Origin of the sequence: Catenovulum maritimum (genome assembly GCF_001050375.1) — a bacterium.
Classification (GTDB): Bacteria; Pseudomonadota; Gammaproteobacteria; order Enterobacterales; family Alteromonadaceae; genus Catenovulum; species Catenovulum maritimum.
The window spans coordinates 235,561-256,862 of record NZ_KQ130485.1; the positions used below are offsets into that span (position 1 = coordinate 235,561).

General features: G+C 38.9%; 20 protein-coding genes. 8 read left to right on the top strand and 12 right to left on the bottom strand.

What is annotated here, in order from left to right:
• Nucleotides 1-54: 54 nt before the first annotated feature.
• From XM47_RS06385 to ubiE, 4 genes are all read right to left on the bottom strand, one after another.
• Nucleotides 55-927 carry a YicC/YloC family endoribonuclease gene (locus XM47_RS06385; protein ID WP_048690868.1) on the bottom strand — a complete coding sequence of 291 codons (873 nt, stop codon included), beginning with the start codon at nt 925-927 and terminating at the stop codon, nt 55-57.
• 93 nt (nt 928-1,020) lie between these two features.
• Complete coding sequence (gene ubiB, locus XM47_RS06390; RefSeq protein ID WP_048690869.1) at nt 1,021-2,652, bottom strand: ubiquinone biosynthesis regulatory protein kinase UbiB; 1,632 nt, start codon at nt 2,650-2,652, stop codon at nt 1,021-1,023.
• Nucleotides 2,649-3,272 carry a ubiquinone biosynthesis accessory factor UbiJ gene (locus tag XM47_RS06395; protein ID WP_048690872.1) on the bottom strand — a complete coding sequence of 208 codons (624 nt, stop codon included), beginning with the start codon at nt 3,270-3,272 and terminating at the stop codon, nt 2,649-2,651. Before XM47_RS06395 ends, ubiB begins: the two co-directional genes overlap by 4 nt.
• Nucleotides 3,272-4,027: a bifunctional demethylmenaquinone methyltransferase/2-methoxy-6-polyprenyl-1,4-benzoquinol methylase UbiE gene (gene ubiE, locus XM47_RS06400; RefSeq protein ID WP_048690874.1), complete on the bottom strand. Its 756-nt coding sequence runs from the start codon at nt 4,025-4,027 to the stop codon at nt 3,272-3,274. Before ubiE ends, XM47_RS06395 begins: the two co-directional genes overlap by 1 nt.
• A 269-nt stretch (nt 4,028-4,296) precedes the next feature.
• Between ubiE and XM47_RS06405 the strand changes: the two genes are divergently transcribed.
• The 3 genes from XM47_RS06405 to XM47_RS06415 all read left to right on the top strand — a co-directional run bounded on the left by XM47_RS06405 (nt 4,297) and on the right by XM47_RS06415 (nt 6,790).
• Nucleotides 4,297-5,457 carry a peptidylprolyl isomerase gene (locus XM47_RS06405; RefSeq protein WP_048690876.1) on the top strand — a complete coding sequence of 387 codons (1,161 nt, stop codon included), beginning with the start codon at nt 4,297-4,299 and terminating at the stop codon, nt 5,455-5,457.
• A gap of 249 nt (nt 5,458-5,706) precedes the next feature.
• Nucleotides 5,707-6,195, top strand: a complete 489-nt coding sequence (locus tag XM47_RS06410; RefSeq protein WP_048690878.1) for an FKBP-type peptidyl-prolyl cis-trans isomerase — start codon at nt 5,707-5,709, stop codon at nt 6,193-6,195.
• A gap of 88 nt (nt 6,196-6,283) precedes the next feature.
• A complete protein-coding gene (locus XM47_RS06415) occupies nt 6,284-6,790 on the top strand; it encodes a DUF3087 domain-containing protein (RefSeq protein ID WP_048690879.1) in 507 nt (168 codons plus the stop codon).
• Here XM47_RS06415 and XM47_RS06420 read toward each other — a convergent pair.
• Together XM47_RS06420 and dsbD are read right to left on the bottom strand one after the other, a co-directional pair.
• The gene (locus XM47_RS06420) at nt 6,787-7,491 is read right to left on the bottom strand and encodes an RluA family pseudouridine synthase (RefSeq protein WP_048690881.1); all 705 of its coding nucleotides are present in this window, start codon (nt 7,489-7,491) and stop codon (nt 6,787-6,789) included. The two genes, XM47_RS06415 and XM47_RS06420, sit on opposite strands and share 4 nt — an antisense overlap.
• Nucleotides 7,488-9,218, bottom strand: coding sequence for a protein-disulfide reductase DsbD (dsbD, locus tag XM47_RS06425; RefSeq protein ID WP_048690883.1), 1,731 nt, complete (start codon nt 9,216-9,218; stop codon nt 7,488-7,490). The genes XM47_RS06420 and dsbD overlap by 4 nt, the downstream gene beginning before the upstream one ends.
• 188 nt (nt 9,219-9,406) lie before the next feature.
• Here dsbD and XM47_RS06430 point away from each other — a divergent pair, with 188 nt between their 5' ends.
• Together XM47_RS06430 and XM47_RS06435 are read left to right on the top strand one after the other, a co-directional pair.
• Nucleotides 9,407-9,832, top strand: coding sequence for a YqaA family protein (locus tag XM47_RS06430; protein WP_048690885.1), 426 nt, complete (start codon nt 9,407-9,409; stop codon nt 9,830-9,832).
• A 78-nt stretch (nt 9,833-9,910) separates the two neighbouring features.
• A complete protein-coding gene (locus XM47_RS06435; RefSeq protein WP_048690887.1) occupies nt 9,911-11,131 on the top strand; it encodes a response regulator transcription factor in 1,221 nt (406 codons plus the stop codon).
• A gap of 18 nt (nt 11,132-11,149) precedes the next feature.
• On the opposite strand, the gene XM47_RS06440 is transcribed toward XM47_RS06435, so the two are convergent.
• Nucleotides 11,150-11,815 carry a spermidine synthase gene (locus XM47_RS06440; RefSeq protein WP_048690890.1) on the bottom strand — a complete coding sequence of 222 codons (666 nt, stop codon included), beginning with the start codon at nt 11,813-11,815 and terminating at the stop codon, nt 11,150-11,152.
• Nucleotides 11,816-11,875: 60 nt separating this feature from the next.
• Between XM47_RS06440 and XM47_RS06445 the strand changes: the two genes are divergently transcribed.
• Together XM47_RS06445 and XM47_RS06450 are read left to right on the top strand one after the other, a co-directional pair.
• Entirely contained in the window at nt 11,876-12,835 is a 960-nt protein-coding gene (locus tag XM47_RS06445) for a bifunctional GNAT family N-acetyltransferase/hotdog fold thioesterase (protein WP_048690892.1), read from the top strand.
• A 6-nt stretch (nt 12,836-12,841) separates the two neighbouring features.
• On the top strand, nt 12,842-14,026 hold the full coding sequence (locus tag XM47_RS06450; RefSeq protein ID WP_048690894.1) for a DUF3095 domain-containing protein: 1,185 nt from the start codon (nt 12,842-12,844) through the stop codon (nt 14,024-14,026).
• 75 nt (nt 14,027-14,101) lie between these two features.
• Here the strand turns inward: XM47_RS06450 and XM47_RS06455 are convergent, their stop codons facing one another.
• The 5 genes from XM47_RS06455 to def all read right to left on the bottom strand — a co-directional run bounded on the left by XM47_RS06455 (nt 14,102) and on the right by def (nt 20,064).
• Nucleotides 14,102-15,565: a hypothetical protein gene (locus tag XM47_RS06455; RefSeq protein WP_048690896.1), complete on the bottom strand. Its 1,464-nt coding sequence runs from the start codon at nt 15,563-15,565 to the stop codon at nt 14,102-14,104.
• A gap of 322 nt (nt 15,566-15,887) precedes the next feature.
• Nucleotides 15,888-17,273: a Trk system potassium transporter TrkA gene (gene trkA, locus XM47_RS06460; protein WP_048690898.1), complete on the bottom strand. Its 1,386-nt coding sequence runs from the start codon at nt 17,271-17,273 to the stop codon at nt 15,888-15,890.
• Nucleotides 17,274-17,290: 17 nt separating this feature from the next.
• On the bottom strand, nt 17,291-18,592 hold the full coding sequence (gene rsmB, locus XM47_RS06465; protein WP_048690899.1) for a 16S rRNA (cytosine(967)-C(5))-methyltransferase RsmB: 1,302 nt from the start codon (nt 18,590-18,592) through the stop codon (nt 17,291-17,293).
• A complete protein-coding gene (fmt, locus tag XM47_RS06470; protein ID WP_048690901.1) occupies nt 18,589-19,527 on the bottom strand; it encodes a methionyl-tRNA formyltransferase in 939 nt (312 codons plus the stop codon). The genes rsmB and fmt overlap by 4 nt, the downstream gene beginning before the upstream one ends.
• Before the next feature lie 30 nt (nt 19,528-19,557).
• Entirely contained in the window at nt 19,558-20,064 is a 507-nt protein-coding gene (def, locus tag XM47_RS06475; RefSeq protein ID WP_048690903.1) for a peptide deformylase, read from the bottom strand.
• Between the two features lie 119 nt (nt 20,065-20,183).
• On the opposite strand from def, the gene XM47_RS06480 reads away from it, so the two are divergent.
• Nucleotides 20,184-21,287 carry a LysM peptidoglycan-binding domain-containing protein gene (locus XM47_RS06480; RefSeq protein WP_048690905.1) on the top strand — a complete coding sequence of 368 codons (1,104 nt, stop codon included), beginning with the start codon at nt 20,184-20,186 and terminating at the stop codon, nt 21,285-21,287.
• The last annotated feature ends 15 nt before the right edge of the window (nt 21,288-21,302 follow it).

The following is a 21,302-nucleotide window of genomic DNA, read 5'->3' on the forward strand; positions in this document are numbered from 1 at the left end:
TTATAAGTATATGATTTATTTGAAAACCAAAGCTTCCTGAAACGCCCTGAAATATTATTCAATATTCTGGATCTGCTCACGCATCTGTTCAATTAACACTTTAATTTCAACTGCTGCGTTGGTGACTGTAGTATTGATTGATTTAGAGGCGAGTGTGTTGGCTTCGCGGTTAAATTCTTGCATCATAAAGTCTAAACGTCGGCCACATGCGCCGCCTTTTTTAAGCACTTTGTCGCGGGTTTCTGCTATATGGGCGTCTAGTCTGTCTAGCTCTTCAGCAACATCTATGCGTTGTGCTTGCATGATGAGTTCTTGCTCTAGTCTTGCGGGGTCTATTTGTTCTTTTAGGTCGGCTAGCTTGGTTTCTAGGCGTTCTCTTTGCCAAATCAGTACGGCGGGCATTTCGCTGCGCACAATTTCTACTTGTTCTGAGATGGTATTTAATCTGGTTTCAATTAAGGTTTTTAGTGCTTGGCCTTCGCTGGCTCTAGCGGCTAAAAAGTCTTGGATTAGGGCATCAAATTCACTTAAGAATAAGGCTTGAATGGTATCAAGATCTTGTTCTTCTGCCTGCATCACGCCTGGCCAACGCATTATATCGACAGGGTTTATTTGTGACCCCGTTAATTTTGCTTGTATGCTTTGGGCGTGTTGGCAAAGTTGGTCAACTAGGTCTTGGTTGATACTTAGGTTGCTTGCTGATTTTTCGCTGTCTTGGATGCGTAGGTTTATTTCAAGTTTCCCGCGCTGCATGGCTTTGCGTAGCTTTTCACGTAAAACAGGCTCTAGCCCTCGGTATTGTTCTGGTAAGCGAAAGTGGTTTTCGAGAAATCTTTGGTTAACTGAGCGGATTTCCCAAGTAAATGTGCCCCATTCTGCTTTTGTTTCGCGCCTTGCGAACGCTGTCATACTATGAATTGCTGCCATTTTATTCTCTTTTTTGTTTGGTTATTCCATCTTAATTTATTCAAGATAGAACAATTATTTTATCTTGTCGCTAGCTTGGTATAACCGAGCTGATTAGCTTCTATATTTGCTGATGCTCCAGCATACAATTGCGGTTAATAGTAAACCCGAAGCGACCTTTATATCGTCTTTTAGACAGTAAACTAATACGCTCGAAATTGCGGCTATGTGACCAATTTGCGGCATAAGCTTATCGCGTTTTTGGTTGTTTTTGGCCAGTACCTGAATCAATGCTTCTTGTTGATGTTGAAGCTCTTGGTGGCTTTTTAAGGCGTCGTAAACTAAATCTGGCAGTTCGGGTAGTTTCTCACCCCAAAACGGCGCGTTTTCTTTTATTGAGCGTACCAAGGCAGGAATGCCCACTTGCTGATGTACCCAGTTTTCTAAAAAGGGTTTAGCTGTGGTCCATAAATCGAGTTGTGGGTATAGCTGGCGGCCTAAACCTTCTATATACAGTAAGGTTTTTTGCAATAGTACGAGTTGAGGTTGTACTTCCATTTGGAATCGACGCGCGGTATTAAATAAGTTCATTAATACATGGCCAAATGAAATTTCAGCTAATGGTTTTTCAAAAATAGGTTCGCAAACTGTGCGAATAGCAAATTCGAAATCTTCAATATTGGTGTCACGAGGCACCCAACCCGAGTCAACGTGAAGCTCGGCAACTTTGCGGTAATCGCGGTTAAAAAAGGCAATAAAGTTATCGGCTAGGTAGCGTTTGTCATCTTTATTGAGTGTGCCAACTATGCCGCAATCTATGCCTATGTACATAGGGTCGTTGGGGTTTTCGTGCGAAACAAAGATATTACCTGGGTGCATGTCGGCATGAAAAAAGCTATCACGGAAAACTTGGGTGAAGAATATTTCAACGCCGCGTTCAGCTAATATTTTCATATTAGTGCCTTGTGCAACTAGGGCATCAATATCGCCAACTGGAATACCGTAAATTCGCTCCATTACCATAATGTTGTTACGGCACAGGTCAGAAAAAACAGTTGGTACATATAAGCTTTTTGAATCGGTGAAATTACGTTTTAGCTGTATGGTATTGGCCGCTTCGCGCATTAAATCAAGTTCGTCAAACAGCGTTTTTTCGTACTCTTTTACGACTTCAATCGGTCTTAAGCGTTTACCATCTGGTAGTATTTTCTCTAGCACCATAGCCATAGATTTCATTAAATCTACATCGGCGCGCATGGTATCTGCAATGCCAGGGCGAATAACTTTGATTACGATTTCTTTATGTGGGAAAGGGCTGTCTTCGTACAGTTGTGCTGAATGTACTTGGGCGATAGATGCCGAGGCAAGGGGCTCAACGTCAAACGATTCTAAGTATGTGTCTAAGCTATGTATCTTCCATGCTTTTTCTATAATTTGCTTAGCTTGTTCGCCGCTAAAAGCCTCTACTTTGTCTTGTAATATAGTGAGTTCGTTGGCAAATTCGGTTGGTAGCAGATCGCGACGGGTAGATAGCATTTGACCAAATTTTATAAATACAGGCCCGAGTGATTGCAAGGCTAATCTGAGTCTGACTTCTACTGGTTTGTCTGGATGTTTGTTGCGTAGCCAAAATGCGCAGCCGCGGAATAACTTAAAATACCATGTTTGAAAACGTGCTGGAATTAAGTCGTCTAGGCCAAAAGTTAGTAATGTTCTTACTATGATATAAAAACGCCAAATGCTCACGATTTAGATTCTACTTGTGATGTTAGTTGATTGATTCTAGCTGCAAGTCTATCTACGTCTTGACGTAAGCTAGTGAGTTGATCGCCAAAGTCGATCACTTCTATTGGGTGTGGCGCCAGTCGTTTTTCGTCCCAAACTATGTTTGTGAATGCACGTTCGCTATTTTGTTTGGTTAACTTTGCTTTTTTTATTAGCTGGTTACTTGTTTCGCTAATTTTATGCGCTGCAATATTGCCAGTTAAACTAGCAAGTATATCCTGCCAGTAAACTAAGCTTTGCTTTAACCAGTCTGAAAATTTTTGTGCAAGTTGTACATCGCCTTCAATGTCTACTTCGCCGGATTTTATTAATGCCGTAATTTGCTCAGGTTGTTGTAGTTTTTGTAGGCCAGATAATGTTGTTTGTATTTTGCAATCAACTTCACCTTCAAGTGGTGACCATACATTCACTAAGCCAGCTTCTGTTATTTGCATTACGAGCACAAGTGAGAGGTCGGTTAGTTCGATAGCAACCACTTTACCGACTAAGTTAGCAGGTACACTTAAGTTATGGCCACTGGTTTTAAGCCAGTAATTTACACTGTGTTCTATTAATCCACTGATGACACTTGCTGCTGGCATTAAAATTTGTACCCTTTATGTAGCGCCACTATGCCGCCAGTTAAGTTTTGATAACTCGTTTCTTCAAAACCTGCTTCTTCCATCATACCTTTTAAGGTTTCTTGATCTGGGTGCATGCGAATTGACTCAGCTAAGTATTGGTAGCTTTCCGCGTCATTGGTGATGACTTTACCCATATTTGGTAATAAGTTGAAAGAGTACCAGTCGTAAATTTTGGTTAATGCTTCTGTAGTTGGTTTTGAAAATTCTAATACGAGTAATCGACCACCTGGCTTTAACACGCGGTACATAGAGCGCAAAGCCGCGTCTTTGTCGGTCACATTACGTAAACCAAAGGCTATGGTAATAACATCAAAGGTATTGTCAGCAAATGGTAGTGCTTCGGCGTTAGCTTGAACACATTCAACATTGCCGACTATGCCCATGTCATGTAATTTTGCTCGACCCACTTTTAGCATAGATTCGTTAATGTCGGCTAAAACCACTTGGCCTTCCGAACCAACAATTTTTGAAAATTTAGCGGTTAAATCGCCAGTACCACCAGCTAAATCTAGAATTTTGTTGCCGCTTCTTGCGCCAGAGCAGGCGATAGTGTGTCGCTTCCATACTCTGTGAATACCCATAGACATTAAGTCATTCATTAGATCGTATTTGGCTGCTACCGAGTGGAAAACTTCAGCCACTTTTTCGACTTTTTCTTCTTTATTTACGGTTTGGTAACCAAAGTGGGTAGTTTGATCTGAGTTATCTGTCATGAGTATTTCGCTTAATCTAATTGATGGCGTTAGTGTAACTGATTTTGAGTTATTTTAGAGCCGCTTAGTTAAAAAATTTTAGCCAAAATTGTCAGTACGTGATGAAGATAAAAAGGATTAGTTATCGAGGCTATAAAAAGCGCCTTAATCTGCATTTTGAGGCAAATGGTATGAATCATCTTTGTTATAAAAATTGTTGTTAATTGTAATTTAAACTTTGGTTTTAAGTGGATTCTGTTAATCTGGCGGTAATTAATTTAGGAGTTTTTATGAATAAGACAGGTCTTTTAAGTGTTGCAGCTGGTATTGCATCACTTGTTATGAGTGCTCAAAGTTTAGCAACTACGGTTACATTGACAACCAATATGGGTGATATCGTAATTAATTTATATGATGAAACCACACCTAAAACAGTCGAAAATTTTTTATATTATGTGAATGCCGGTAAATATGATGGCTCTGTCGTACATCGTTCGGTAGACGACTTTGTTATGCAAGCTGGCTCTTATGAGTGGAGTATTCAAGGAGATCAAGAAGCAGAGCGTATTAATGCCATTGCAACTCGTCAAATTGATGAAAACGACGATGATGATACGGATGTTTTTGTCGTTGATAATGAACCATTGTGGTCAAATGTTAAAGGCACAATCGCAATGGCTAAAACCAGTAATGAGCATAGTGCAACATCGAGTTGGTTTATTAATGTAGGGGACGATAATACTGACAACCTTGACTTGCAATCTAGTGGTTTTACCGTCTTTGGTGAAGTGATTTCAGGTATGGATATTGTTGAAAATATTAATGCACTTACGACCTACAATTTTGGTGGTGCTTTAACTAATATGCCACTTCGTAGTTATGATTCTAGTACTGAAATAGCGCAAGATGACTTGGTTTATATCAGCCAAGTAACAGTAACAGATGCTAGTCCGGATACAGCTAAAGATTTAGATCCAACGCCTAATACGTTAATTTATCAGCAAAATGTCGATGCAATAAATACAGTCAAAACTAAAATTACTGAATTTGTTGATGCGGCCGAAGGGTATTTAACACGCGCAGAAACTGCTTATACTGAAGCGGTTGATATTTCTGAGGAAAAGGCTGATATTGCATCGGCTGCTGTATTGAAAATTGAACAGAGCTTGATTGAGTTAGATAATCAATTAGATCTTGCTGAACAATATGTTATTGATCGTGAAACTGCAGAAACTAATAACGAATCTGTGCTAAAAATTATTGAGATACGTGATTCGGCATTAGATGCCTATTCTGCGGCATATGATGAATTGAATCTAGCCTATCAAGCTGTGAAATCAGCTGAGGCAGCTGCTGCAAAAGAAGGTAGCAGCGGTGGTTCTTTCTCTTGGTTATTAATGGCTGTGCTTGGTTTCACTTTTGCTCGCCGAGCTAAAAAAGCAATAGTTTAATAATTCATAATTACTCTTTATATTCACTACGTTAGATAGCTGGTTATTATTAACCGGCTATCTATTTTATTTACTTTGATGTATCGGACACTAAGTTAATCTTAACTACCTTGTATTGTCCACAAGGTTAAATCTACCTAAACCCATTCAATTTTATTCCCGTCAATAGCATGGATTTGCTATCATATTTGAATACGTTTTAACGCTAATTAATACGAATATCATTCCCCATTTTTTTAGGAACTTTTAATGCAAATTACCAAAGACTCAGTTGTACAATTTCACTACACATTAACAGACACAGACGGCAAGCAATTAGAATCTAATATGCAAGCTGATCCTATCGCTTATTTACATGGCCATAACGGCATGATGAAAGGTATCGAAAACGCATTGGAAGGCAAAACCGCGGGTGAAACTTTTACAGTCACTTTACCAGCAGAAGAAACCTATGGTGAAAGAAACGAATCGGAAGAAGCGATTCAACGTGTGCCAGCAAAACATTTACAAGGTGCTAAAGTATGGAAACCAGGTATGGTTGCAGTTGTGAATACTGAAAAAGGTCAGCGCCAAGTAACAGTCGTTAAAGCAGGTCGCTTTATGGTGACTGTTGATACTAACCATCCACTAGCGGGCAAAACCTTAACCTTTGAGTTAAAAATAGCAGACGTAAGAGAAGCTACAGCTGAAGAAATATCTCACGGTCACGCGCATGGCGTTGGTGGTCACCACCACTAAAATGCTCGCTATCATTCACTGATTTTAGATTTAATAGGGCGTTTATGCTTCCTATTTTATTTGTTAATTAAAAAGTAAGTGCTTACATATGCAATTGCAAAAAATAGACAAAGCTCGTTATCGCAAGCACCTAAATATAGTTATAGTGACGTCAATTTTGACACTCGCCATATCTAGCTTAGCGATTGCTCAGGGGTTAATACATTTGTATCCGGATGAATCAGGAAGTCACTTTCATTGGAATTTACTCGGTGTTGTGGCGGGTTGCTTAATCGTTGGTTTAACTTTAAGTCGAGTTAAACTACATGACTTTATGCGAGAGGTTTATTACGTTTGGCAGCTTAAGCAAGTGCTTAATCAAATTCAGCGTAAACTCGCTAAAGTAAAAAAAGCGGTTGAGCAAGACGATGTTAATGCCATGATAGTATTAAATTATTATTACCAAGCTTGTCGTCACTTATGGCAATTAGATGATAATACAATCACTCTTGATGATTTAGGTGTGTGGCAAACTACGCTAGATAGTAAAGCTGAAGCGTTAAACTTAAATTTAAAAATGGAAGATTTTGATTTAGCTTTGTTACAGCAATACTAATAAGTTAAATCTAACGACTCAAACGGTGAAGGACTGGTAAATGTCATTTCTTCACCGCTTACCGGATGTTTAAATGTCAGGCTGTATGCATGTAGCAACATGCGCTTAGCCGCTTCTTTAGTCTCTTGAGTACCATATAAATCACAACCTAAAATCGCATGTCCTATTGCTTGGCTATGTATTCTTAGCTGATGTGTTCTACCTGTTTGTGGTGTGTATAAAACCAAAGTCCGCTTAGGATCTGTTAGGCGGTTTAAGACTTTAAAATGAGTTTGCGCTGATTTTCCGGTTTGGTGGCAAATTTTCAGTCTAGGAAACAAACTCGCATCTTTAGCGATTGGCAAGTCTATCATCCCTTCATCTTGCTCGACCCAAGCATTCAAGATACTTAGATAGGTTTTGTTAATGCTTTTTTGTTGGAATTGCTGAGTAATATTGGCATTAGCCGTTTTGTTTAAAGCAAGCAGCATGACGCCAGAGGTGCCAAAGTCGAGCCTATGAGTTAACAAAGCGGTTGGGAAATCTTGTACGATTCTATAGTGAACCGAATCTTGATTGAGTGGGTTTTTACCCGATAAGCTCAGCAAACCACTTGGTTTGCTGATGACTAATATCTCGCTATCTTGATACAAAATCTCTATTTCTTCATCGCATTTAGGTGCGATGAAGGTATCTTGGATAGCTGGGTTTAATTGGCTCATTTTAGCCAGCTAGTAAATTGCTCTAAATTAAATTCGGCTTGAAACACAAAATCAGCTTGGGCATGGCTTTTTTCTGTGTCGAAAATTAATAAAGCAGGTGGGCCAAACAATTTATGTTGAGTTAAAAAATCTTGTTGGGCTGTTGTCATATCGGTTAAATCTAGTTGTAAAAAAATATGGTTTGGATAGTCAGCTTGATTAACTTTTGCAAACACTTCATGCTCTATCACTTGGCAACTGGCACACCAATCAGCATATAAATCAACGACCACCTTCTTCTTGTTCTCGGCCTTAATGGCTTGCTCTAACGTCGCCACTGTATCTAAACGTTTGACTAGAGATTGCTGCGTGTTAGTAATACCGGCTTGTTGAAAACCATTGAGTTGCAAATATTGGTGGCCTAACCAAGCAAGAGCCGAAACTAAAATAACTAAAGCGACAGCCTGCTTGTTTTTGCCCGCTGAGGTTTGCTGAGGATTTAGTAAATCTAATTGCACAGCTAGCCAGATAGCCAGAGCAGCCCACATCATAGCTTCGATTAATGGTGTAAACAGGCGACCTAGCATCCAAATCGCCATGCCTAGCATAATCACGCCAAACAATTGTTTAATGCGTATCATCCAAGCACCTGTTTGCGGTAAATATCCAGCAAATCCAGCACCGACTAAAATTAATGGCAGTCCCATACCTATACTTAATGTAAATAAAGCAGCGCCTCCGAGCAGCGCATCGCCTGTCGTCGAAATATAAACTAAAGCACTCGCTAAAGGCGCAGAAACGCATGGCGACAGAGCAAGCGCTGAAATTCCGCCGGCTAAATAAGTAGAAATTAGCCCATTTTTACCGTTTCCTGATTGTTGTAATTTATCTTGCACGCTCGCAGGTAACGCGAGTTCGTAAAAGCCGAACATGGCAAATGCTAAGGCAACAAAAATGGCTGAAAATACCACAACGACAACTGGGTTTTGCAAGTGAAGCTGTAAGTTAAAACTCGCACCAAAATAGCCGACTAGTATGCCACTTAAAGTATAAAAACTGGCCATGCCCAGAACATATGCAACCGAAAGTAATAATCCTTTTTTAACGCTGGTTTCTTTTTGGCCTGTAATTATGGTTGATAAAATAGGCACCATAGGCAGTACGCAAGGCGTAAGAGATAAACCAATTCCTAACAGTAAAAAGCTACCTAAAGTTAGCCAAAAGCTTTGTTGATCAAAATAACCGGAAGACAAGTCGGATTGGTTTGCTTGAGATGCAAGTTCAGAAGTTGTCTCTGCTGTAGCTGCCGTTGAAACTTGAGTTAAAGGGACATCAATTAGTTTAGGCGGATAACATAAGCCAGCGTCAGCGCAGCCTTGGTAAGTAACTAGTATTTTATCAGCAGTGATAGATGCAATTGAAATGCTAGCATCAAGTTTGTGTGTGTATACTTTAACTAAACCAAAGTACTCATCTTGTTTATCTTTACCTGGTAAAGCAAAGTTTATGCTGAGCTTTTCTGTATCAGTTTTTGCTTTGGTTTTATCTTTATATAAATAGTAGCCGTCAGCTATATCCCAAGTTAAATTGAGTTGATCGCCAACTTGCTCAAAATTGAATTGAAATGCTTGGTCTACATGCAAAAATTCGGGTTCATCATCTAATTGAGATAAATCGAAAGCCAACGAATTCAGTGAAACCAAACACAATAACAAAGTACAAAATTTAAAATATAAACGATTCAACATAAATACCTTTGAGAACGAGATTTATATGGCAGGGTAAGTGATAGCAAATACCCTATCATTATCTTGACGTCTTGCCTTACCATTAAGCAAATGCAAAATGGATAGCTAATTTAACAAGCCAAGCTTAACATAGCCTTATATTAAGGTCAGTAGACTTATCTAGACCAAAGAGATCAAGATTTTATTGCATGATTGAATTAATTATTGTGTTTATTTGGGCATTTTTAGCGGCGAGCATTTTACCTGTATCGTCCGAATTCGCTGTTTTTGCTCATTATAATCAATACCCTGAAATGCTGGTTTACTTATTCTTAGTTGCCTCAACAGGCAATGTTTTAGGCTCTGTTGTCAACTGGTGGCTGGGAAAAGAGTTTTTACGCTGGCAGCACAAAAAATGGTTCCCGTTTAAAACTAAAGACTTGGTTAAGGCTGAAGTTTGGTTTAATCAGTATGGAAAATTCAGTTTGTTGTTGGCATGGTTGCCTATCGTCGGTGATTTAATCACGTTGGGTGCGGGGATCGCTAAATGTCGCTTCGTTTGGTTTTTATTACTGGTTAGTATTAGTAAAGCAGGACGATACGCTATTTTGCTATGGGGTTTAGCTCAGGTGTAATCAAATTTCATTCAAAGCGGAAAATTCTCAAAATTTACCTACACTGTATAAATCGAAAGCGCTTTATATTGGCAGGATATGTCGGGTACTATTTTATTGATAGATGACGATAAATTGATTCATAAAGTCGTCTCTAAATATTTAGATTCAAAATACATTCTAGAACACGCCTACTCTGGAGAGGAGGGCATTGCTTTATTTAGTACTATTGTCCCAGATGCGATTTTACTAGATGTTGAAATGCCCGGTAAAAATGGTTATCAGGTTTGTCAGAACATTCGAGAGCTAGGTTCAGATATCCCGATTATTTTCCTTTCTGGGAAAAGTAATGTCCGAGAAATTATGCTGGGGTATGAGCTTGGCGCGGATGATTTTATTGTTAAACCTTTTGAAGGTAACTTACTCAACGCTAAACTCGATGTTGTACTGCGTTATGCTCAGCAAAAACAAGCGTTAGCAGAGCAAGTTAAAACCGCGGAAGATACTGCATTTAATGCTATGACAGGCAGTAGCGCCTTAGGCCAAGTGATGCACTTTGTTGAGCAAAGCTATGGTGTTGCTCAGCTCAGCACTCTAGCGGATAAATATTTAGCTTTGATCAAAAATTGGCAGCTAAAATCTGTTGTGATGTTTTATTTTGATCAAGAGTCGCACTTTTATTCGACATCCGGCGCAGTTAAGCCGCTAGAGGAAGAGTTATTAATCCAAGGTAGAAATAGTAATCGCTTTATCGATTTTGGTTGTCGGACGATTATTAATTACCCACTTGTTAGTGTATTAATTAAAAATATGCCCTTAGACGATCCAGAACAATATGGACGATTAAAAGATCTCTTTCCGCCTTTACTCGGCGCGATTGACGCTAAATTACATGCTTTAGAGGTTGAATATACGCTTGCTTTACAATCTAAAAAGTTAACTGATTCCTTCACCGATGTTAGAAAGACGCTCGTCAATTTAGCCAGCGTTTTAAACCAAAACCAATCTCAAAGCTATGAAGAATTAAACCAATTATTTGTTAGTTTAGAAGAGCATATTCCAAGGTTAGGGTTAGAAGATGATCAAGAAAAATTCATTTTAGATAGCGTGCAAAGCACAATAGAAAAAGTTTCCGGTGAATTAACGAATACGGACCAAACAAATCGTGTGTTAGCGAAAGTACTGTTAACTATGCAGCATCTAGTAGATGAACAAAATGAGCTGGTGAAAGCGGTTCAACAAGACACGATTCGGCTACAAGGTGAATCTGTTAATAATATCCCAGATGATGGTTATGAGATGGATGTTGAATTGTTTTAGGTGAATACGTATTTAACTTTACGCTTTACTTAGCAAAAACACCCAGTTTCTAAAGCCAATAATTTTATCCGACCATAAAATTTCAAACCCAGCATTATGCAGCATGGCTTTGACTAGCTCTGGTTCAAAATCAGTATCGGGTAAAAAGTTTAGATAAGCATATCCGCCAGCGCCAGTCGCTTTAAATAATAAGTCGAAATAATCGGCATTGAAGATAGATAAGCTTGAGCGTTTAGCATAAAACAAGTCCGTGATGATTAAATCGTAAGTTTGATTATTTTGTTCTAGGTAATCGGTAGCATCTTGATGGATTAAGTTAATATCCATTTTTTGCGGGTTAAAATACTGATTAAACCATTCAATTATGATGGGACTTTTTTCAACAACAGAAATGTCACTATTCGGTAACTGAGATTTGATATATCTAGCGTTAGTGCCTCCACCTAAACCAAACTCCAAGATGCGGGCTGTTTGATCTAACTCGGTTATTAGTCCGTTTAAGGGAAGCTGGTGCGGAAAAGTCAGGCTGCAAGGCGCTAATTTATTTAATACGGACTGAACCGTATTTTCCATAAGCAGCCAAATATATTCTTTGTTTTCCAGCACTTGCCAGCTTACATCTTGCTCGCGCTGAAAACTTAAAATTTGACCGTTTGATAAAGTGTTATTTAGTTCGACAAGCACAAAATAAATCGCTAACCTCTAGTAACTAATGCTGACGTTATAACATATTAAGTTGTGGACATGTATCAAATAATTACACCAAAAACACAAGCAGACTTCACTAAATACTATTATTTTAGATGGCAGCAGCTAAAACAAGCATCTGGTTTTGCTATGGGCTCAGAAAAAGACGAGTACGATAGCTTAGCGGAACACAGAATGATTTGTAATGATAAAGGTGAGCCTTTAGCGGTTGGCCGGATTCATTTTGTCAGTCATGACGAAGCACAAATAAGGCATATTGCCGTTGCGGATAATTGTCGAGGTAAGGGGTTAGGCTCTTTGATCATGACGACTTTAGAAAACGCAGCTAGGCAGCAAAATATTCTTAGAATCATTACATTTTCAAAAGTAGATGCAATTAACTTTTTTGAACATTGTGGATACAAGGCGCTCAATAATCCTATTATTGAGTTGGCCGATTCTAGTGGTATTCAGCGTAAACAAATGTGTAAAAAATTATCTGAATACGATGTGATTTTACGCCATCCTGAATTGTGCAAAGAGTTACAACAAACTTGGAATAAACAAATTCCGATTGCTCAGTTAATGGGTATTAAAATACATCAGTACACTGGAGTCGAATTTGAAGTAAGGGCTGCGTTAAATGCCAATATCAATTTACACGGTACTATGTTTGCTGGCTCCATATACTCTATGGCGACTTTAGCTGGATGGGGTATGGTGCATTTACAGCTAAAAGAGACTAATACTTATGGCGAAATCGTATTAGCTAAAGGTGAAATTAAGTACTTTAAACCTATTACGTCTGTTCCGAGAGCGCTTGTTAGTATTAATTCTGTTGATGGTGATTTTTCTGGACTAGCAAAAGGTAAGCCTGCGAGGTTAGGCGTTAAAGTGGAGTTGTTTAGTGACACTGAATTAGTTGGTGAGTTTGAAGGTAAGTATGCCATCTTACCTATGGTTGAAAAGAGCGAAAAAAAGTTATCTGAACATGAATCAGAACCGGTCGAAGCCTAAAATTTAATGGAACGAGACGATTTATTTTACCAAGAACTAAGTGGTTTCAAACAATTTGGCATGTTTGCGCAAACTTCTTGGTACAAACCTATACCTGAAGATTGGTTTATTGTCGTCACAGATGTAATCAATTCGACTGAGGCAATAAAGAAAGGGCAATACAAGCAAGTAAACTCGATTGGCGTCGCTTCTATTGTGGCGCTAATTAATGCGATTAAACCACTTAAAATTCCGTATGTATTTGGTGGCGATGGGGCGACAGCGTGTTTGCCTAAATCTCAATTAGACATTGCTAAACCTGCTTTAGCTGCAGCTCGATTAATGGCCCAAGAACAATTTGGTTTAAACTTAAGAATTGGTTTAGTGAGCGTTGCTGAAATTAGAGAACATGGCTTTGATGTGTTAGTGGCTAAACATCAACCTCATGAATTTTATCAGCAAGCTATGTTTGCTGGTAATGGCTTAAACTTTGCTGAAAAGTTGATTAAGGAAGATACTCCGACGAACCCTTATATACTTGCAGACTACTTTCCGGCAAATGACGATATTTTTGATGGGTTTGAATGTCGTTGGAATGAGATCCCAAGCACTAAAGAAGAAACAATTGCTTTACTCATTCAAGGCGTTGCTGCAGACGATCACAGCTTAAATCAAATTTATCAGCAAATTTTGGATAAGGTTTCTGAAATATATGGGACTGAATCCGAATACCATCCGCTTAAGCTTGATAATTTGTCTTTGTCTTCATCATTTAAAACCCTAAACTGCGAAGCGGGTATACGCACCGCATTTAAAGGCTTGGCGAAACGGCTTAAGTATTTGTTAAAGCTTCAAGTACTACGTTTAGTCGGTATTTGGTTAATGGCTAAGAAAATAAAAACTCAGCATACAGATTGGGGTAAGTATAAACAGCAATTACTGGATAATACCGATTATCAAAAATTTGATGATACTTTACGTATGGTAATTGCTGGCTCTAAATCTCAACAAGTTAAATTACGTCAAGCATTGGATGTATTTCAACAGCAAGACTTAATTGCTTATGGCATACATTCATCTTCTGCTGCGCTGATTACTTGTATGGTGAAAGATTATAATACAGATCATGTTCACTTTTTGGATGCAGCAAATGGTGGCTACGCTATGGCTGCACTTGAATTGAAAAGGCAATTGAAGAATCGAGAGAAGTAATAGACGTTGCAAACAAACACCGAGGTAACTAGATGCGTTACCCCGATGTTTTAGTGCTCGTTAAGTTAGAATATTTTACTTATAAATAAAGCTACCTTTAGGTAAGCTATTGCTCATAGTACGAGCTTGTGAGCGGTAGAGTACAGATTCATTACGCTCTAAATTAACCCCTTCAAAGCTAGCGTTAGAAATATTTATTCTGAAGCGACCTAAATCTTCTTTCGCTGTGCCTTCATTTGCTAACTCATTTAAATCCGCTTGTGCACCATATAAGTTATTCGATGCGTAAGCTGAAGCCATTAGCATAGGTGCAATTGGGTAAGACTCTTTTCTTTCTGTTGAAGGATCATCTTTTAAGTTGCCGTAATTTAATGCTAAACCGGCATCTCTTAGCTCTGTAATTTGAGACTGTGGCAGATAAAAGTGTTGGGCATAGCCAATATCGGCAAGTTTAGATTTACTTGACGCTGCAGTTGTTTTAGTGAGTTTAACTTTACCGTTAATGCTGGATGAGCGAATCGAGCCTCTAGAGCCTTTCGGTACAGAGTTACTATGGTCAACAACTAGGGCAAATGCGCTATCTGTTGCGGTTAAATCTTTCACCCATATGTTACGCATAATTTTTTCATGTGGCTTCATGAAAAGCGATGCCATACCTGCTTTATTGCGAATGTTTTGCAATCTAATATCTGTGATGCTACCTACATTTGGACCTGCTTGGTTTAAATAGTCTCTGTCAATATAGCCACTGCCTGGCTCTAATCGAACCGTTAAGCCACCAGTTGAAAATAAATTACGCATGAATACTTTTTTGCCGCTAAATAATTGTACTAGAGCGTATCCTGTTGCGACTCGGGTTGCGCTCGCATTTTGGATCACACCTTGCTCTGGGATTCGGTTATAAGTTGAGTTATTTGCAACTTTCCTATTATCACTATCAGCAACTAAAAATACATCAGGCAGTAGGGTGTAATTATCTTTGATTAAAAAGCCATTTAAGGCGAAGTTTTTAACATAAGCAACGCGAAATGGTGCTGAGCGTTCGAGTGGTTGGCCTTTGACTGGGTTAGGCTTGTTTACATCAATTACAAATTTTTTGCTTGTATCAGTGGAAGTAATTTCTATGTTCTCGATTTGAGCTTGTAGTCTGCTTGAGTCTCTACCTATATTGAATAGTACATCGCCGGTCATAATGATTTTTGCATTAGGGTCGATTTCAAGCCTAACGTTTGACTTTAAATCAAGCATGCCTAAGTAGTATGTACCCGCAGCAAAGTGTACCGCTCCACCTTTATTTGAGGAATTGGCTGCTCTATTGATCGCTTGTTGAACCTGATTCGTGTTAAAACTGGCGTTGACTAACTCTGGCGAATTGTCTTTACCAACTCTGTTAATAAAAAAGCTAGTCCCTCCGCTATTGATATTTCCAATACTTGCATTACCTGTTTCCTTTATCGCAGCGTAGGCTGAAGTTGTTGCTAACAGCGTAGAGATAATTAAAGTGTTGCAGCTTTGTTTGAGCATATTAGAGATAAGCATATTGACCCTATATTTAGTTTACGTGTAATCTTTAAGAACATATGATGTATTTGTATTTTTATGTAAAAACAATGTTATGTAAAGATCAAAATTATTTTTCAGGCAGACTTATGCTGAGATTTAGAATTTTTTTATAGTGAGTTCATAAGCTTAAGGTTAAATATTTTTTAGTAAAAAACCTCATCAATGATTGGTTTTATTTCTTGAACAGAAGTTGAATTGAAAATTCAGATAAGTAATGGTGGAGAATAGAGTCGGCGTTTGTACGACTTAACCGCTCAAAAGAGGTTAAGTCGTATCTTAGCGATAAATCAATATCGTCTTAAAAGAAGATCGCCGAAGGTTGGAATAATCTCTCGACTTCGGTAACGTATTTTCTCTCGACTAAGAAGAGTATGACGTGGTCGTTGGATTCTATGACGGTATTATTGTGCGCTATGATGACAGAGTCTTTTCGGACAATTGCACCTATCGTTGTGCCAGGGGGCAGTTTGATATCTCTAATTGCTCTACCGACGACTTTCGAGGTTTCTTTATCACCATGTGCAATAGCTTCAATCGCCTCTGCAGCACCTTTTCGAAGTGAGTAAACATTTACTATGTCACCTTTTCGTACATAGGTTAATAGGGCTGAAATGGTCGCATGTTGAGGTGAAATAGCAATATCAATTTCACCACCTTGAACCAGATCCACATAAGCACTGTGCTGAATCAGCACCATAGTTTTTTGTGCGCCGAGTCTTTTAGCTAGCATAGCCGACATTATGTTAGCTTCATCGTCATTGGTAACCGCGATAAAAACATCGACTTGTTCAATGTGTTCTTCATTAAGTAATTCAGGGTCGGATGAATCACCACAAAAGACAATGGTATTCTCTAATTGCTCTGATAAAAATGCGGCTCTTTCCGGGTTTCTTTCGATCAGTTTGACTCTGTGAGTTGCCTCTAACTGTCTCGCTAAACCTTCACCTATATTACCACCGCCTGCTATCATAATTCGTTTATATGACGCTTCTAATTTTTGCAGCTCGCTCATAACAGCGCGAACGTGTTTTGTTGCGGCAATGAAAAATACTTCATCATCCGCTTCGATTACAGTTGTGCCTAAGGGCCGTATTGGTCTGCCTTGGCGATAGATCGCTGCGACACGTGTATCTACATTTGGCATGTGGTCTTTTAAGGCTGATAACGCATGGCCAACTAATAAACCACCATAGTAAGCTTTTACTGCGACTAAGCTGGCTTTTTCATCTGCAAAACTAACAACCTGTAATGCGCCAGGGTAATCAACCAGTCGTTTGATATAGCGTGTTACTAACTGCTCAGGAGAGATGATATTGTCTACCGGCATATCATGGTTGTGGAAAAGTTGCTCAGCATATTTGGTATACTCTTGCGAGCGGATTCTAGCGATTTTGTTTGGTGTGTGGAACAGCGTATATGCTACTTGGCAGGCAACCATATTGGTTTCATCACTGTTGGTTACCGCAATTAATAAATCTGCGTCTTCCGCTCCAGCTCGTTTTAATACATCTGGGTGGCTTGCTTTACCATTAATAACTTGAATATCGAGCTTATCTTGTAATTCACGTAGTCGAGTTGGGTTACTATCAACCAGTGTGATTTCATTTTTGTTGTTGTGCTCACCAACAAGGTTTTCTGCTAATGTTGCACCAACCTGACCCGCACCTAAGATAATTATTTTCATAGCTTTCGTTATTTAAGTTATTTTAATTTTTGTAGCTTAGCGTAGTAGAAGCCATCCATGTTTTGTCCGCCTGGCAAAATTTGCCAACCTGGATCTTCATTGGTTTCCGAATCAAAAATTTTCACGAGTTTTGCATCTGCTTGCTGTTTCAAAAACTCAACAATTTGATTTTTGTTCTCTTCCGGTAAAACAGAGCAAGTCGCATAAACTAAGGTGCCTCCCGGTTTGAGCAAACTCCACATTTTAATTAAGATTTTTTGCTGAAGTTCGGCTAGCGCTACTATGTCTTCATCGCGTCTTAAAAATAAGATATCTGGGTGGCGGCGAATAACCCCCGTAGCAGAGCAAGGCGCATCAAGTAAAATCTTATCGTAAAGTAACCCGTCCCACCATTGTTGTGGATCTGAAGCATCTCCAACAATTGGTGTGCAGCTAAAATTGAGTCGTTGCATATTTTGTTTGACTCTTTCTAGCCTTTTTTCATCAATATCGAGCGCATCGACGCTAATGTCGGGGCATACTTCGAATAAGTGAGCGGTTTTACCACCTGGTGCAGCACAGCAATCTAGTATTCTTTCACCTGCGGTTGGCTCAACTAAAGCGGCAGCTTGTTGCGCGGCTCTATCTTGTACTGAGCAGCTACCTAGTTCAAAGTTAGGTAGCGTTGAAACGGGTACTGGTTTGGTTAACAAAATACAGGTTGGAATTTTTTTATCCGCTTCAAATTCGATTTCAGCTTCTGTTAAAGCTTGTTTAAAAGCTTCTGCGGATTGGACCTGTTCGTTAATCCTGAGCCAAAAAGGTGGTTTTTGTTTGTTTTGTTTAACAATTTTTTTCCAGCCTTTCGGGTAGGCTTGTTTTAGTCGGCGTAAAAACCAATCTGGATGGTTGCTTTTAACTTGCTCACTGGCATGGTTGACTATGTCTTGTAGATCTTCATATTGTCTTTGATAACTTCTAAGCAAAGCGTTAACAAGAGATGTGAATTTGAATAAGTCTAATTGTTTGCATGCTTCAACTGTTTCTCCAATTGCGGCATGTTCTGCAACTCTATCTTGATCTAACTGGTATAGGCCAATTGCAATCAAAAATCTGACCATATTCAGTTGCGGCTTAATTTTAGTGTCTGTAAGTTTGTTTATGATGAAGTTGTATTGTGAGTAATTTCTTAGCACACCATAACAAAAATCTTGAACTTGGCCTTTCTGACTTGGATTTAGCTCACTTGTGTAGTCGTCTAAAGCTTGAGATAGCGATTTCTTTTTATCAATGACAGCTTCTAAGATGCGCGCACTAATTGCCCGAGTGTTCATGCTCATAATTGTGTTCCTGTCGCAAACCAATCTTTGCGTGAATTTAATATTTCGGCAAATGCGAGAGGCTTTTTACCCGGTAGCTGCATTTTGGTAATGTTTAAAATGCCCTGCTTGGTTTGAATTTGTAAACCATGCTTGTCAGCAGCCACAATTTGACCACAAGCAGATTGGCTGTCATTAGATGAAATTTCAGCACTATGGACTTTAATTGCTTGCCCATTTAATTCAAAGAATGCCATTGGCCAAGGATTAAACGCTCTGATATTTCTTTCTAGTTGGGCAGCGCTTAGCGTCCAATCAATTTTAGCTTCTTCTTTTGATAATTTTTTGGCGTAATTGGCTAATGCTTCATCTTGTTTTATTGGCGTGACAGATTTGTTCTCGATCCCGCTAATACAATTTAACAGTGCTTCAGGGCCTATATTCGCTAATTTTTCATATAAGCTAGCAGATGTATCAGATGTAGCTATTGGTAAACTTTGGGTGAGTAACATATCACCTGTATCTAAACCCACATCCATTTGCATTATGGTTACGCCGGTTTGTTCATCACCGGCCCAGATTGATCTTTGTATCGGGGCTGCGCCTCGCCATCTTGGTAATATAGAGCCGTGCACATTGATACAACCCAATTTAGGTGTATCTAGAACTATCTTAGGTAACAATAACCCATAGGCTACAACAACCATTAAATCTGCATCTAACGCAGCTAATTCAGCCTGAGCTGCTTCGTCTTTGAGTGACTCGGGTTGGTAGACGGGAATATCGTTTTCTACAGCTAGCTGTTTAACGGGTGAGGCTTGTAACTTTTTGCCTCGGCCTGCTGGTCTATCCGGCTGACTGTAGACAGCTAAAACTTGATGTTCTGAGTTGAGTAATGCAGCTAGGTGCCTAGCTGCAAAATCTGGTGTGCCTGCAAATATAATTTTTAATGACAAGGTGAGTTGTTCCTAGCTATACGTTACGAATTACTTTTGAGCAAATTTTGCTTCTTTCTCTAATTTCTTTTTGATTCTTTGTCTTTTTAGTGGAGACAAATAATCAACGAAAAGCTTACCATCTAAATGGTCTAACTCATGTTGAATGCAAATAGCCATCAACTCATCAGCCTGATAAGTAAACTCGTTACCGTCTTTATCAAGTGCTTTCACGGTTACTTCGTCTGCTCTATCTACATTTGCGTATACACCTGGGAAAGATAAACAACCTTCTTCGTGTGTTCTAACCCCTTTCTTTTCCGTAATCTCAGGATTAATAAAAACAAGCGGCTCATTTTGATCTTGGCTGCAATCTGCAACGAAGATTCTATGGATGACATCAACTTGGGTCGACGCAAGGCCAACACCGTTTGAGTCATACATGGTTTCAACCATGTCTTCACATATTTGTTTAATTTCTGCGGTAACTTCTGTGACAGGCTTAGCAACTGTACGAAGTCGATTGTCTGGATATTTTAAAACTTGATAAACTGCCATAATGATGTTTTTTTCAGTGCGATATTTAAAAAATGGTTTATGCTGTAATTCTAACCGTTTTGAAATTTTAATACAGAATAATCATTATAAAGTCGCATTTAGTCGAACAAGGACGCAGTATGTTCAAGAATTTTAAGTATTTTGTTCTCTTTTATTTTGCTGTTTTCAGCTTATTTGCCGATGTATTGAAGATTCGTCATGATGCGCCCCAAGAATATGTTGTTAAAAAAGGGGATACCTTATGGGATATCTCTGAAGTATTTTTAAACACTCCTTGGAAATGGCCAAAACTCTGGGGGATGAACCCTCAAATCGACAATCCACATTTAATTTATCCTGGTGATGTACTTGCTTTAATTTACGATAAAGACGGCCAACCTAGGCTTGTTGTTAAAGAATCTAAAAAAATAGTTAAATTGAGCCCGAGTAAACGCATATCTTATAAAGATGTGAAGGCGATCAATACAATTCCGTTGAGTGTGATCTCACCGTACTTAAATTACGAAAGAGCACTGATCGAAACTGAATATAATCAGGCTGCTATGGTGATTGGTGGCGACACCAATACTAAGAACAAAATAGATGGCGATTTGCTTTACGCTTCAGGAGAGCTTGAGGTTGGTCATTTATATGGTATTTATCGCAAAGTAAGAGAATATAATTCAGGCTTGTTCAATACTACTTATGCTGAAGAGCTCGTCTTAACTGGAACCGCTAGAGCGATTGAAGCTGAAGATGATAGCCAAAATAGACCCGCGAGATTAAGAGTGTTAACCAGTAAACAAGAGATACGTTCGGGCGATCGGCTAATGTCTTTGCTAAGAGATCAAACCTTACCAGCAATTTTCACTTTATCTGCGCCTGCTCAAGTCATTGAAGCTGAAATATTGACAGCATCTACTAATGTGAAGGAATTTGCTAAGTTGGAAGTTGTTGTTATTAATGCTGGTACTGAACAGGGGTTAAAACCTGGTAATGTATTAGGCGTTTACAGACAAAGCCCAGACATTATTATGGATAGCGAAAAGCCTATATATGTTGAAGATGCGGGGCGCTTTGCTCGTTTTCTCGATAAAATTAATCCTTTTAAACAGTATGACATGCCGATGGAAAATATCGGTAAGTTAGTTGTGTTCAAAACTTATAATAATCTGAGCTATGCTTTAATTACTGACACACAAAAAGCTTTGACTATAGGTGATACAGTTGGATTGCCAGAGTAAAGCTTAGTTTGATAG